Raw genomic sequence first — 13890 nt, 5'->3', positions numbered from 1 at the left:
GAGGCTGCATGCGCCTTGGCATCCTTAAGAGATATCCAGAGCAAGATAAACTCTACCAAAAAGACGAAACAAATTACGAAAGCGATGCAGATGGTTTCAGCTTCCAAACTGACTCGTGCTGAGCAGAATGCAAAAGCTTTCGTACCATATAGTGAAAAAATGCAGGAAGTCGTGTCGCAGATCGCCGCATCAGGTGATGCGACACATCCAATGCTGCAGACACGCGCAGTCAAAAAGACAGGTTATTTTGTCATCACGGCTGACCGCGGTCTTGCTGGCGGTTACAATAACAACGTCATTCGTGAAGTGTATCGTACCATCCAGCACCAGCATGCTTCTGCGGATGAATATACGGTGATAGCTGCCGGACGATTCGGCCGTGACTTCTTCAGGAAGAATGATATGCCGATCGCCAAAGAAATCATCGGATTGCCTGATCAGCCTGATTTTGCTGATATCAAGCAGATTGCATCCGAAGCGGTGGAAATGTTCCTGGAAGAGGAAATCGATGAATTGGTATTGTTCTATAACCATTTCAACAGCGCCATCTCCCAGGAAGTGACTTCCCAGAAGCTGCTTCCATTAACAGATCTTTCTGCGGAAAACGGTCGTTCCGTACAGAGTATGTACGAATTCGAGCCGGATGCAGAAGGAATTTTAAAGGTATTGCTGCCTCAATATGCCGAGAGCTTGATTTACGGTGCGCTGCTAGATGCGAAAGCAAGTGAGCACGCAGCCCGTATGACAGCGATGAGAAATGCGACAGATAATGCCAACGAGCGGATTGATGAGCTGACACTTACTTATAACCGTGCACGTCAAGCAGCTATTACACAGGAAATCAGTGAGATTGTCAGCGGAGCGGCTGCGCAGCAATCTTAAGAATACAGATAGGAGGGATCCAGATGAGCAAAGGTATCATTACACAGGTTATGGGTCCGGTTGTGGATGTACGTTTCCCGAACGGCCACCTGCCTGCCATCTATAATGCACTAGTTGTCCAAGTGAACGAAACGACTTCTTTGACTTTGGAAGTGGCACTTCATCTTGGTGACGACAGTGTTCGTACAATCGCGATGTCTTCTACGGAAGGCGTACAGCGCGGAAAAGAGGTAGTGGATACAGGAGCGCCGATCAGCGTACCTGTAGGGGAAGCTACACTAGGACGTATTTTCAACGTATTAGGTGAAACGATCGATTTGGATGAGCCTATCCAAGGTGAAATCAAGAAGGATCCGATTCACCGGGAAGCTCCGGATTTTGAGAATCTGGCAACAGAAACGGAAATCCTTGAAACAGGTATCAAGGTTGTCGATCTGCTGGCTCCATACATCAAGGGTGGTAAAATCGGTCTCTTCGGAGGTGCGGGTGTAGGTAAAACCGTACTTATCCAGGAACTGATCAACAACATCGCGCAAGAACATGGCGGTATTTCCGTATTCGCTGGGGTTGGTGAGCGTACACGTGAAGGAAACGACTTGTACTTCGAAATGAAAGATTCCGGCGTTATCTCAAAAACAGCAATGGTCTTCGGTCAGATGAACGAACCGCCTGGAGCACGTATGCGTGTAGCCTTGACTGGTTTGACAATGGCAGAACACTTCCGTGATCAGGAAGGTCAGGACGTATTGCTGTTCATCGATAATATTTTCCGTTTCACACAAGCAGGTTCCGAGGTATCCGCATTGCTTGGCCGTATGCCATCTGCAGTAGGCTACCAGCCGACGCTTGCCACAGAAATGGGGCAGCTTCAAGAACGGATCACATCCACGAATGTCGGTTCCGTTACTTCCATCCAAGCTGTATATGTACCAGCCGATGACTATACAGATCCGGCTCCGGCTACGACATTCGCGCACTTGGATGCAACTACGAACCTTGACCGTAAGCTTTCCGAGCAAGGTATCTACCCTGCGGTGGATCCGCTGGCTTCCACTTCCAGAGCATTGGATCCGAATATAGTCGGCGAAGAGCATTACAATGTAGCGCGTCAAGTACAGCAAACATTGCAGCGTTACCGTGAATTGCAGGATATCATTGCGATTCTGGGTATGGATGAGCTTAGTGAAGAAGACAAACTTGTCGTTGCCCGTGCGCGTCGCGTACAGTTCTTCCTTTCACAGAACTTCCACGTTGCCGAGCAGTTCACCGGCCAAAAAGGTTCTTATGTACCTGTAAAAGAAACAATTGCAGGCTTCAAAGGAATCCTGGAAGGCAAATACGATCATATCCCGGAAGATGCCTTCCGCCTTGTTGGACGTATCGAGGAAGTGCTTGAACAAGCTGGCGTCAACCAGTAAGCAGCAATCATGCAATAGTAGGATAGGAGGGGCTCCTGATGAGTACCGTAACAACAAGCATTGTTACTCCTGATGGTCCTGTTCTGGAAGAAGACTATGAAATGGTTAGCTGTACAGCGGAAAATGGGGAACTCGGCATCCTGCCGGGCCACATTCCGTTGGTGGCACCATTGAAGGTTAGCTCGGTTCGTCTACAGATCCAAGGTCGTACGGATTGGGTTGCTGTCAGCGGAGGATTCCTCGAGGTCCGTCCTGACAGGATCACAATCCTTGCTCAGTCTGCTGAAAGAGCAAGTGACATTGATGTGGACCGTGCAGAACAGGCGAAGCAGCGCGCTGAGAAACGTCTGCAGGAAAAGCAGGCCAACTTAGATAAAATCCGCGCTGAACAAGCGCTTAACCGGGCAATCAATCGATTAGATGTCGCAACGCATGCCCGTTAAAGAAAAACAGCATTCCTGTCGGAATGCTGTTTTTTTTACTTGATTTCCTGGGCAATAATGATGGCGGACAATGGCATTTGCCGTTATAATTTGTAGGAAAAGCGTTTAATGGAACGGAAATTAGGATAAGAGGGTATTACATGTCTGACCTAGCAGCATGTACCTGCTTATCCGCAAAGGAGTGTAAGTTATGTTTGCTGTTTTAGGGCAGGACGCGCTGCTTGGGATAGCTTCCCATATTGCGTTCATGGCAATTACTTGGCGTATTTTGATGGGGATCAATGTAGATGCGTTGATAAAGAAGGGAAAAGTCTTCGAAGCAAGGATGCTGGTTATCTTCCTGACCATTGTCATCGGAACGACTGTCAGTAATGCGTTCCTTCAATTGGTCGGCTGGACCAAACAGCTTCAGTATCTATTCTAGTAATCTAGCAAGCATGTATAATCTCCATCCCCTGTGTTCATACTGTTTCTAAAATGGACGGACAGGGGAGAAAAAAATGAAACATTATCTTGCATTGATCGTAGTATTCATTATGTTGATCGGCAATGGTTTGGAGTCCCAAGGGGCGGGGATAGCTGAGGTATCAGAGGATTTGGATCGCATGTATACTGTCCTGGAAAGTGAAGGAACAGAGCTGCTTTCTTTTGAAATCACCATACGTGAGGCAATCTCCCAGGATGATTTGGAAGCCTATCTGGCAGACCTGGATGAAGCAGGTCCCATTTATGAACAAAAAACGGATAAAGCTTCTAAATTTATAGTACATACCCCCCATAAACAATACTCCATTGACGAACATATATTGTTGGTAGTACCTACAGATAAGGAATACCAGGCTGAACTCATCTACACAATTTCCGGTTCGGATTGGACGGATAAGGTACACCATTATGTCCAAGACAAGACGGCTGCTGCAGAATCACGATTTTTCACCCAGGATGCGACAAAATTCGCTTGTCTCAAAGCGGGTTTCGATGATAAAATAAGCGGTGGTATTTTGTTTCAGAATGTCATGGAAAAATTAGATGTTCAACCACTAACGAATATGCAAGATAACGTTTACACTACGACAACAGGGCATACAACACAATTGAAGGCCAGCCGTTCCTTGGCAGACAACATGAATATCCAGCTTGCGCTGCATGATGGGAATGGGCAATCAACCGTAACTGTAGGAACGCCTATCATAACGACTGAATATTAATATAGTGAAATTGGACGCGGAGGAGAATGAAACTTGGAAAAAATCATCGTCCGTGGTGGAAGGCAGCTTAAGGGATCTGTTAAGATCGAAGGTGCGAAGAATGCCGTACTGCCTGTCATCGCAGCAAGTATAGTTGCTAGTAAAGGAAAAAGTGTTATTCATAATGTTCCGGCTTTAGCCGATGTTTTTACGATCAATGAAGTATTGCGCAGCATGGGCGCAGAGGTTGTATTCGATAATGGAACGATCTCTGTCGATGCCGCCAAGGAGATGACGACGGAGGCACCTTTCGAATATGTTCGGAAGATGCGGGCGTCTGTATTGGTATTAGGCCCATTATTGGCTCGTTTCGGTCATGCGAAAGTGGCACTGCCGGGCGGCTGTGCAATCGGTTCCCGGCCTATCGATCAGCACCTGAAAGGTTTCGAAGCGATGGGTGCGAGTGTGCAAGTAGGCAACGGTTTTGTTGAATTACGCTCTGAAGGACGCCTGCAGGGCGCTAAAATATATCTGGATGTGCCTAGTGTAGGTGCTACAGAGAACATTATCACAGCAGCTGCATTGGCTGAAGGAACGACTATCCTGGAGAACTGTGCGAAGGAGCCTGAGATTGTCGATCTGGCAAACTATCTGAACAAGATGGGTGCAAAAATCATAGGTGCTGGTACGGAAACAATCCGCATCGAGGGTGTCGAAGAATTGACTGGCGCTGAGCATACGATGATTGCCGACCGTATCGAAGCCGGTACTTTCATGGTTGCTGCAGCAATCACACAAGGCGATGTCTTGATTGAAGGCATTGAGATTGAACATGTGCGTGCTGTTGTAGCCAAGATGGAAGAAATGGGTGTCATCATCAAAGAAGAAGCGAATGGCATTCGCGTCATCGGACCTGAGAAGCTGACTGCGACAGATGTCAAAACACTGCCTCATCCAGGCTTCCCAACCGATATGCAGTCGCAGATGATGGCTTTGATGCTATGTGCAGAAGGTACCAGCATCATCACTGAAACGGTATTCGAAAACCGTTTCATGCATGTGGAGGAATTCCGCCGCATGAATGCGAAGATCAAGATCGAAGGCCGCAGTGTCATCATGGAGGGCCCGACAGATTTGCAAGGCGCCGAAGTGGCAGCAACAGATTTGCGTGCCGGAGCAGCCCTTATTCTGGCAGGATTGATCGCAGATGGTTATACTCGCGTAACCGAGTTGAAGCATCTGGATCGCGGATATGTGAATTTCCATGGCAAACTGCAAGCGCTTGGTGCAGATATCGAACGGGTGAATGACGAAGTGTTCGAAGAAGCAGCCGCAGCCACAGTGGAAGAAACAACAACATATTAAGTGAAAACCGATAAGTCTCTTTGTTAAAAAGAGGCTTATTTTTTTTATCTTTTGTCAGAAGATCTTACCTACAAATTGGTAATTCTTCTTCCTAACAGTATAGGGCTATGCTATAATTATTTTGAAAATTCACCTAATATAGAAATTTTAAAAGAGGGGGATGGGATGAAGATATATCTGTCGGTAGACATGGAAGGGATCGTTGGTTTACCGGATCATACATATGTGGACAGCTCCAAACATAATTATGAACGGGCAAGGCGGATAATGACAAGAGAGGCAAATGATATCATCCAAGCAGCCATGGACGCCGGTGCAGAATACGTCCTTGTCAATGACAGCCACTCTAAGATGAACAATCTATTGGTGGAGGAGCTGCACGAAGAGGCTTATTTGATATCTGGAGAAGTGAAACCGCTTTCAATGATACAGGGATTGGATGCAACATTTTCGGGAGCGATGTTTACCGGCTACCATGCACGGGCAGGTCAATTCGGGGTCATGTCCCATAGTATGATTCACGGGGTCCGCAACTTCTTTTTGAATGATGAGCCAATCGGCGAGCTTGGGTTCAATGCATATGTTGCAGGCCATTATGGTGTTCCGGTCCTCTTGGTCGCGGGTGATGATCAAGCATGCCTGGAAGCAGAGCAGCTCATTCCTCAAGTGGTGACTGTCCCGGTCAAACAGTCATTGTCGCGCTCTGCAGTCCTGACGCTGACACCAAAAAAAGCCGGGAAGCTTCTTCGGGAGAAGGTGAAAGAGGCGATGGGGAAAGCGGCCGCTGCACAGCCGCTCGTCCCGCCGGAGAAAATTGTCCTGCGGATCGAATTCACCAATCATGGACAAGCGGAATGGGCACAGCTGATGCCTGGCACGTATTTGGAGCCGGGAACGACCATTGTCGCTTTTCCTGCCGCAGACATCATCGAAGCGTATCGCGCCATGCTCGTCATGACGGAGCTGGCAATGCATACGACCTTCAGTTAGGAGTGGAGAGCTTATGGGAATGTATCTGATTCGCCGTTTTTTTATCATGATTGCGACCATTCTCGTCATCGCGACATTGACATTCATCCTGATGCACAGCATACCGGGCAATCCGTTCACGACCCAGGATCGAAGCACCAGTGAAGCTGTCCAGGAGAATTTGAATGCGCATTATCATCTGGATGAGCCGATGATCGTCCAATATGGTATCTGGCTCAAATCACTGGCAACTTTTGATTTCGGTCCCTCCATCAAGCAGCCGACTGAAACAGTGAACGATTTGCTGGGGCGCGGGTTTCCGATATCGGCAGAGCTTGGCATGTGGACAATCACGATTGCGCTTATTTCCGGTATTACATTGGGCGTCCTGGCAGCATTGAAACATAATGGCATCATCGATTATATTGCGATGACATTGGCTGTATTGGGCATTTCGATACCGAACTTCATCCTGGCAACCTTGCTGATCCAGCAGCTGGCTGTCAATCTGCAGCTGCTGCCGGCTGCGACCTGGTCCTCACCGATGCATATGATCATGCCGATCATCGCTTTAGCGACAGGTCCCACCGCAATCATCGCCCGGCTGACTAGATCCAGCATGCTGGAAGTGCTGACGCAGGATTATATCAAGACTGCGCGGGCAAAAGGGTTGTCTCCGGCAAAGATTGTCATCAAGCATGCCTTGCGAAATGCGCTGATGCCGGTAGTGACGATTCTTGGAACATTGGTGGCTGCCATTTTGACAGGTACGTTCGTCATCGAACGCATCTTCGCCATCCCCGGCATGGGAAAGTACTTTGTTGAAAGTATCAATAACCGGGATTATCCGGTCATTATGGGTACGACTGTATTTTATAGTGCCTTCCTCATTTTCATGCTCTTTTTGGTAGATGTGGTGTATAGCATCCTGGATCCGAGAATCAAGCTGCATAAGAAAGGAGGCAGCTGAAATGGAGCATCCGAATAGACCGATCGAAACGACGGCCCGGCACGTGCCGGATGAATGGTTCCGGCCAATCGAGAAGGATTTGAAAAAAGCAGAAGAAGTGGCCCGGCCCAGTTTGTCCTTTTACAAGGATGCCTGGCTCCGATTGAAGCAGAACCGCTTGGCTGTCACAGGGTTGTTCTTTTTGATTGTGCTCATCCTGGCGGCAATCTTTGCCCCGATTTTCTCGCCTTATTCCATTTCGGAAGGGGCGCTTGCCAACCAGAATCTGGCACCATCTGCTGCGCACTGGTTCGGGACGGATAATCTGGGGCGCGATGTGTTCACCCGGCTTTGGCATGGGGCGCGTGTTTCCTTGTTTGTCGGAGTCGCAGCTGCTTTGATCGATTTCTTCATCGGCATAATCTATGGCGGCGTCGCTGGGTACAAAGGAGGACGCACAGATAGCATCATGATGCGTATCATCGAGATACTTTATGGACTGCCCCATCTGCTTGTCGTCATTTTGCTGCTGGTGGTCATGGGACCGAGCTTGTTCACCATCATTGTGGCACTGACGATCACCGGCTGGATCGGCATGGCCAGGATCGTCCGCGGTCAAGTGATGCAGCTGCGCAGCCATGAGTATGTGCTTGCCTCCAAAACATTGGGAGCCAGCACCGGTCGGATCATCCGCAAGAACTTACTGCCGAATACGATGGGGCCGATCATCGTGCAGATAACATTGACGGTTCCATCGGCAATCTTCGCTGAAGCGTTCCTCAGCTTTTTAGGACTTGGTATACAGGCTCCGAATGCCAGCTGGGGATCGATGGCAAACGATGGTTTGTCCGCCATCCTTTCGGGAGATTGGTGGCTGTTATTCTTCCCGGCATTGTTCATCAGTTTGACGATGTTTGCCTTCAATGTACTGGGTGATGGCTTGCGGGATGCGTTCGATCCGAAGCTGAGGAGGTGATTGGAATGGAAAAAATACTTGAAATCAAGGACTTGCATGTTCATTTCTCGACATATGGCGGTACTGTCCAGGCAGTCAGAGGTGTGAATCTGTATTTGAATAAAGGAGAGACGCTGGCGATTGTGGGAGAATCGGGGAGCGGGAAAAGTGTGACAAGCAACAGCATCATGCAGCTCATCCCAGCTCCATCAGGCAAGATCGTCCAAGGGTCCATTCATTTCAAAGGCAGGGATTTGGTACAGACCACCAAAAAGGAAATGCGGGGCATACGCGGTGTCGATATATCGATGATTTTTCAGGATCCGATGACAGCTCTCAATCCGACTTTGACTATCGGTGATCAGTTGACGGAAGGATTGAAGCAGCACGCATCAATCAGTAGTGAAAAAGCAAAGGAGAAGGCGCTGGAAATGCTCCGGCTTGTCGGTATCACCAGCCCGGAAAGCCGGCTGAAGCAGTACCCGCATCAATTCAGCGGCGGGATGCGGCAGCGGATCGTCATTGCCATGGCATTGATTTGCGAACCGGATCTGCTGATTGCCGATGAACCGACGACTGCACTCGATGTGACGATCCAGGCGCAAATCATGGAATTGTTCAAGGAGATCCAGGAAAAGACAGGTGTATCCATCATCCTTGTCACGCATGATCTTGGTGTCGTTGCCAGGGTAGCGGATCGTGTTGCTGTCATGTATGGGGGGAAGATTGTAGAGACCGGCAATAAGGACGATATTTTCTATCGTCCGCAGCACCCTTATACCATCGGTCTGCTGCAATCCGTACCGCGGCTCGATATGAATGACGATATGCTGCAGCCGATCGATGGGACGCCGCCGGATTTATTCGCACCGCCGCAAGGCTGCCCATTCACAGCCCGCTGTGCCCATGCGATGCAGGTTTGTGCAAGGGTCCATCCAGCGACCAGCCATCTTTCCGATTCACATCAAGTGGAATGCTGGCTGCAAGATGCACGTGCCAAAAGGCAGCCTGTCTGATCAAATACCAGAGGGGGAAAAAGGGATGAAAAGAAAATGGAAATTATCTACTGTAGCTTGTCTTGCTGCATTGATGCTTTTGCTGTCTGCGTGCACAGCGAATAACAGCGCTGGCGGCAGCGGTGATGGGGAGGGCGGAGAGGATAAAAAAATCCTGCGCCTGAATAATGGTCAGGAGCCTACATCACTTGATCCTCCAGAAGGCTTTGATAGCGTTTCGTGGGTGATGGTAAATAACTTGATGGAAGGGCTGACACGCCTTGATGAAAATCATCAGCCTCAGGCTGCCATTGCAGAGGATTGGGAAGTAAGCGATGATGGGAAGGAATATACGTTCAAGCTGCGCGATGATGCGAAATGGTCGAATGGGGATGACGTCACTGCCAATGATTTCGTTTATGCTTGGAAGCATATGCTCGATCCGGAGCAAGCATATCAGCCTGCATTCCTGGCGTATGTGATTGAAGGAGCGGAAGCATATAACAGCGGAGAAGGCAGTGCCGATGATGTTGCCATCGAAGCAGTCGATGATAAAACGCTGAAGGTGACACTGACTGCACCAACTGGCTATTTCTTGAATCTATTGACGAATCCGGCTTTCTTCCCGGTCAATGAAAAGGTTGCCGAGGAAAATCCGGAATGGTTCTCCGAAGCAGAGACATATGTAAGTAACGGGCCATTCAAGATCGATAGCTGGTCGCATGATAAAGAGCTGATCATGGTCAAAAACCCCGAATATTGGGATGCAGACACCGTGAAGCTTGATCAGGTGAACTGGGCGATGGTTGCTGACCGGAACACCGAATATCAAATGTATCAGAGCGGTGACCTGGACAGATCGTCCATCCCGGCCGATAATGCGAAAGAACTGATGGAAAGCGAGGAATTGGTGACCGAGGTACAGGCAGGCGATCAATTCCTGCGCTTCAATGTACAGAAGGAACCATTTACGAATGAAAAGATCCGCAAAGCCTTTGCGATGGCAATGAATCGTGATGATATCGTGCAGTATGTCCGTGGCATCGGCGAACAGCCAGCACGCGGTTTTGTGCCATATGGGTTCGAGACCCCGGATGGCGCAGATTTCCGTGAAGAGAATGGCGATCTTGTCCAAGATGATCCAGCCGAAGCAAAAAGGCTGCTGGAAGAAGGGATGGCTGAAGAAGGCTGGGAGGAGCTGCCGGCTGTGACCCTTACTTATGGCACCAATACAGAAAATGAACGATTGGCTGAAGGCATCCAGAGTATGCTGTCGGAAAACCTTGGTGTGGATGTCGAGCTGCAGACAGTTGAATCCAGTGTATTCAGTGAAGAGCAGACGAAATTGGTCTATCAATTATTCCGCGGATCCTTCCTTGCGGATTACGGCGATCCCGTCAACTTCCTGGAAAGCTTTACAACTGATTCTTCCTCCAACCGTACAGGCTGGTCCAACGAAGAATACGATAAGCTGATTGCTGATTCCAAAAAACAAACCGATGAGACAAAACGTTTCGGGATGCTGATGGAAGCGGAAAAGATCTTGATGGATGAAATGCCGATCGTGCCGCTGCACTTCTACCAGCATGTGTATTTGCAAAAGACGAATGTGAAGAATATCATCATGCACCCAGTCGGCTACTTGGAGCTGAAATGGGCTGATATTGAATAAGGAAGAAGGAAAGAAGTGGTGAAAGCCACTTCTTTTCCGGCTTCCGGACCATACATATAACAAGAGGAGGAGATGAGCGTGAAGCCGCCTGTATGGAAAAAAGGGGATACAATCGGGATTGCAGCTCCGGCAGGTCCGATTAAAAGAGAAGAGCTTGTGCGAGGCATCAAGATTGTGGAATCATTGGGTGTCCATGTGAAGCTGGGAAGGCACGTCCATGATAAGTATGGCTATCTTGCCGGTACCGATGCCGAAAGAGCCGCCGATTTGAATGACATGTTCCATGATGACGAAATAAAAGGGATCATATGTGCCCGAGGCGGCTATGGTTCCGGACGGATAGTCGAACTACTCGATTACGAAGTCATCAGACAAAAGCCGAAGGTGCTGCTCGGATACAGTGATATAACGTATTTACATACTGCGATACGGCAACGGACAGGGCTGATCACCTTTCACGGTCCCATGGTGGCTTCCGACATGGGGGAGTCCGACTTTGCCAAACTGAGCTATGATCTGCTGCAGCAGTTCTTCATACCGCAGGAAATCGTCTATACGACCGCTATTTCCCGGCTGGAGGTCATCGTGCACGGCAAGGCCAGCGGACCCTTGGTGGGAGGCAACTTATCTTTGGTGACGAGCACGCTGGGTACACCAGATGAAATTGATACGAAAGGCAAGCTGCTGCTATTGGAGGATGTCGATGAACAGCCGTATCGGATCGATAGTATGCTGAATCAGCTGAAGCAGGCAGGCAAGCTTCGGCAGGCTGCAGGTGTCGTTATCGGGGATTTCACCAATTGCGACGCGAAAGATCCCGAAACGTCGCTGTCCTTCGACCAAGTACTGGTTGATTATTTCGCTGATTTGAATGTACCGATCATGAAGGGCTTTTGCATCGGCCACTGCAATCCGAATATTACGATCCCGCTTGGGACGGAGGCGACGATGGACACCGAGACGAAAACATTGCGTGTACAGGCAGGAGTGAGCGCATGAAGATTGCCCGGATAGATGTGTTTCAGTCAGCTGTGCCGTTAAAGAAAGCCTTCAAGACCGCGCTTCGAACAGTGACGGTTGCAGAATCCGTTGTGGTGAAAGTGACGACAGATGATGGTTTGATCGGCTGGGGGGAGGCTCCGCCGACACATGTCATAACCGGGGACAGCCTGGCGAGCATTCGATATGCCGTGAAGGCTGTCATAGAGCCGGCCATCCTTGGCATGTCGCTGATGGAAAGGGATATGCTGCTCAAAAAGCTCCAGCAGTGTCTCATAGGCAATACGAGCGCCAAGGCAGCAGTGGATATGGCCTTGCATGATTGTATCGCACAGCATGCCGGATTGCCTTTATATCAATTCCTCGGCGGAGCCAGGGATACCTTGGAGACAGACTATACCGTCAGCGTCAATAGTCCCGAGGAAATGGCGGCTGATGCAGCAGCATTCGTAGAAGATGGCTTCCATACCTTGAAAATAAAAGTCGGCAAGAATGACATCGATACGGATATGAAACGGCTCCTTGCAGTCCGGGAGGCAGCCGGCTCCAATATCACGCTCCGGCTTGATGCAAACCAGGGCTGGGATACAAAGACAGCCATCCGCGCCATCAGCAGGATGGAGGACCTGGGATTGGATATCGAGCTTGTGGAGCAGCCTGTGGCAGCTGCCGACTTGAAGGGGCTGCAGTATGTGACAGCCAATGTCCAAACACCGATCATGGCAGATGAAAGCTTATTTTCCCCGCAGGATGCCCTGAAGATTTTGGAAATGCGGGCGGCGGACTTGCTGAATATCAAATTGATGAAAGCAGGCGGCATTCAGCAAGCATTGGACATAGCCCGCATTGCCGGGAGCCATGGTGTGGAATGCATGATGGGATGTATGATCGAATCCCGGATTGGTATCAGTGCAGCAGCGCATCTGGCAGCAAGCCAGACGCATATCACCCGTGTCGACTTCGATGCACCGCTCATGCTGCGGAATGATATCGTAACGGGAGGGGTCCGTTATGAAGGGGAAAGACTTATGCTGAATGCATCTCCCGGGCTTGGTATCCTGGCTGTGGATGCCTTGGAGGAAAAATGATATGAAAGAGCATATGATTGCTGTTTCCGTCGCGAATCTATGGACGCATCCCGGCTCGGCCAGGCAGGTGGATATGTCCATTGCCGGTAATCCAGCCGATCCAGCGCGCTGGGTGCATGAGCTGTCGCACGCTGACCGCTTGGAGCTCCATGAGAACGATTTGCTTCAGTCCCAAGTGCTATTCGGGACAACGGTATGGGAAGTGGGGAAAAAGGATGACTGGATCAAGGTTGTGGTTCCCTCCCAGTCCACGCCGAAAGAAATAAATGGCTATCCTGGATGGATTCCGGCCCGGCAGCTAGCGGCCCCTCTTCCGAAGACCGATCGCATGATCGAAGTAAGGGCAAAGCAGGGCACGCTTATCCTTGATGAGACTGGGGAAGGAATTCCGCTCAGTTACCTGACAAGACTTCCATTGGCACATGAATCAGGGACTGCCTTCACGGTCCTGACACCGCTCGGCCCGGGGAGGATTTCCAAGTCTGAAAGCGGCTTCTGTGCCAAGCGGCAGGAGAGCGGATCGGAACTGATCGCCTATGCAGAACAATTCATCGGCTTGGACTATCTATGGGGCGGCATGAGCAGCTGGGGCTATGACTGTTCCGGCTTTGCTTATAATATGCATCTGGCCGGCGGATACACCATTCCAAGGGATGCCAGTGCACAGGCTCTGGAGGGAAAGCCGATAGCTTTGAATCAGGCAGAGCCAGGTGATTTGCTGTTTTTTGCATATGAAGCAGGGAAAGGGAGCATCCATCATGTCGGCTTCTATCATGGAAACGGAAAAATGCTGCATGCACCGAAAACAGGGAAACAAATCGAAATACTCGATTTGGCTGATACGGTTTACGAAACCGAGCTTTGTGCCATCAGGAGATATTGGAACTGATAGAGTGCCCGCGGCACTCTATTTTTTTTGGACAGATGTTCTAGCAAACCATGGAGGAAACATAGAGTAAAGAGTAGAC

14 protein-coding genes are annotated in these 13890 nt (G+C 49.6%); all 14 read left to right on the top strand.

Going from position 1 to position 13890, the window contains the following annotated elements:
* The first annotated feature begins 15 nt into the window (after positions 1 to 15).
* Positions 16 to 882, top strand: a complete 867-nt coding sequence (atpG, locus tag CHH53_RS00560; RefSeq protein WP_095214174.1) for an ATP synthase F1 subunit gamma — start codon at positions 16 to 18, stop codon at positions 880 to 882.
* 23 nt (positions 883 to 905) lie between these two features.
* Positions 906 to 2300 (top strand): F0F1 ATP synthase subunit beta, encoded by a 1395-nt coding sequence (gene atpD / locus CHH53_RS00555; protein ID WP_095214173.1) that lies wholly within the window; start codon positions 906 to 908, stop codon positions 2298 to 2300.
* A gap of 38 nt (positions 2301 to 2338) precedes the next feature.
* Positions 2339 to 2743: a F0F1 ATP synthase subunit epsilon gene (locus CHH53_RS00550; RefSeq protein ID WP_143594444.1), complete on the top strand. Its 405-nt coding sequence runs from the start codon at positions 2339 to 2341 to the stop codon at positions 2741 to 2743.
* Positions 2744 to 2933: 190 nt separating this feature from the next.
* The gene (locus CHH53_RS00545) at positions 2934 to 3167 is read left to right on the top strand and encodes a DUF1146 family protein (RefSeq protein ID WP_095214171.1); all 234 of its coding nucleotides are present in this window, start codon (positions 2934 to 2936) and stop codon (positions 3165 to 3167) included.
* A 76-nt stretch (positions 3168 to 3243) separates the two neighbouring features.
* On the top strand, positions 3244 to 3951 hold the full coding sequence (locus CHH53_RS00540) for a YwmB family TATA-box binding protein (protein WP_095214170.1): 708 nt from the start codon (positions 3244 to 3246) through the stop codon (positions 3949 to 3951).
* 33 nt (positions 3952 to 3984) lie between these two features.
* The gene (murA, locus tag CHH53_RS00535; RefSeq protein WP_095214169.1) at positions 3985 to 5295 is read left to right on the top strand and encodes a UDP-N-acetylglucosamine 1-carboxyvinyltransferase; all 1311 of its coding nucleotides are present in this window, start codon (positions 3985 to 3987) and stop codon (positions 5293 to 5295) included.
* 165 nt (positions 5296 to 5460) lie between these two features.
* Positions 5461 to 6285: a M55 family metallopeptidase gene (locus CHH53_RS00530; protein WP_095214168.1), complete on the top strand. Its 825-nt coding sequence runs from the start codon at positions 5461 to 5463 to the stop codon at positions 6283 to 6285.
* 13 nt (positions 6286 to 6298) lie between these two features.
* Complete coding sequence (locus CHH53_RS00525; RefSeq protein WP_095214167.1) at positions 6299 to 7234, top strand: ABC transporter permease; 936 nt, start codon at positions 6299 to 6301, stop codon at positions 7232 to 7234.
* Position 7235: 1 nt separating this feature from the next.
* A complete protein-coding gene (locus CHH53_RS00520; protein ID WP_095214166.1) occupies positions 7236 to 8189 on the top strand; it encodes an ABC transporter permease in 954 nt (317 codons plus the stop codon).
* A 5-nt stretch (positions 8190 to 8194) separates the two neighbouring features.
* A complete protein-coding gene (locus CHH53_RS00515; protein ID WP_095214165.1) occupies positions 8195 to 9184 on the top strand; it encodes an ABC transporter ATP-binding protein in 990 nt (329 codons plus the stop codon).
* Between the two features lie 25 nt (positions 9185 to 9209).
* Positions 9210 to 10835 carry a peptide ABC transporter substrate-binding protein gene (locus CHH53_RS00510; protein WP_095214164.1) on the top strand — a complete coding sequence of 542 codons (1626 nt, stop codon included), beginning with the start codon at positions 9210 to 9212 and terminating at the stop codon, positions 10833 to 10835.
* 72 nt (positions 10836 to 10907) lie between these two features.
* On the top strand, positions 10908 to 11834 hold the full coding sequence (locus tag CHH53_RS00505) for a S66 peptidase family protein (protein WP_095214163.1): 927 nt from the start codon (positions 10908 to 10910) through the stop codon (positions 11832 to 11834).
* Entirely contained in the window at positions 11831 to 12922 is a 1092-nt protein-coding gene (locus CHH53_RS00500; protein WP_095214162.1) for a dipeptide epimerase, read from the top strand. The genes CHH53_RS00505 and CHH53_RS00500 overlap by 4 nt, the downstream gene beginning before the upstream one ends.
* A 1-nt stretch (position 12923) precedes the next feature.
* Entirely contained in the window at positions 12924 to 13811 is an 888-nt protein-coding gene (locus CHH53_RS00495; RefSeq protein WP_233134729.1) for a C40 family peptidase, read from the top strand.
* The last annotated feature ends 79 nt before the right edge of the window (positions 13812 to 13890 follow it).

Source organism: Terribacillus sp. 7520-G, from assembly GCF_002271665.1.
In the GTDB taxonomy this organism is placed as follows: domain Bacteria; phylum Bacillota; class Bacilli; order Bacillales; family Amphibacillaceae; genus Terribacillus.
This window is presented reverse-complemented; position numbering and strand designations above follow the sequence as displayed.

Excerpts from the sequence above, each read along its gene's own strand:
- atpD (WP_095214173.1), top strand. The coding sequence starts at position 906 with ATGAGCAAAGGTATCATTACACAGGTTATGGGTCCGGTTGTGGATGTA.
- CHH53_RS00550 (WP_143594444.1), top strand. The coding sequence starts at position 2,339 with ATGAGTACCGTAACAACAAGCATTGTTACTCCTGATGGTCCTGTTCTG.
- CHH53_RS00545 (WP_095214171.1), top strand. The coding sequence starts at position 2,934 with ATGTTTGCTGTTTTAGGGCAGGACGCGCTGCTTGGGATAGCTTCCCAT.
- CHH53_RS00540 (WP_095214170.1), top strand. The coding sequence starts at position 3,244 with ATGAAACATTATCTTGCATTGATCGTAGTATTCATTATGTTGATCGGC.
- CHH53_RS00530 (WP_095214168.1), top strand. The coding sequence starts at position 5,461 with ATGAAGATATATCTGTCGGTAGACATGGAAGGGATCGTTGGTTTACCG.
- CHH53_RS00525 (WP_095214167.1), top strand. The coding sequence starts at position 6,299 with ATGGGAATGTATCTGATTCGCCGTTTTTTTATCATGATTGCGACCATT.
- CHH53_RS00520 (WP_095214166.1), top strand. The coding sequence starts at position 7,236 with ATGGAGCATCCGAATAGACCGATCGAAACGACGGCCCGGCACGTGCCG.
- CHH53_RS00515 (WP_095214165.1), top strand. The coding sequence starts at position 8,195 with ATGGAAAAAATACTTGAAATCAAGGACTTGCATGTTCATTTCTCGACA.
- CHH53_RS00510 (WP_095214164.1), top strand. The coding sequence starts at position 9,210 with ATGAAAAGAAAATGGAAATTATCTACTGTAGCTTGTCTTGCTGCATTG.
- CHH53_RS00505 (WP_095214163.1), top strand. The coding sequence starts at position 10,908 with ATGAGCGTGAAGCCGCCTGTATGGAAAAAAGGGGATACAATCGGGATT.
- CHH53_RS00500 (WP_095214162.1), top strand. The coding sequence starts at position 11,831 with ATGAAGATTGCCCGGATAGATGTGTTTCAGTCAGCTGTGCCGTTAAAG.
- CHH53_RS00495 (WP_233134729.1), top strand. The coding sequence starts at position 12,924 with ATGAAAGAGCATATGATTGCTGTTTCCGTCGCGAATCTATGGACGCAT.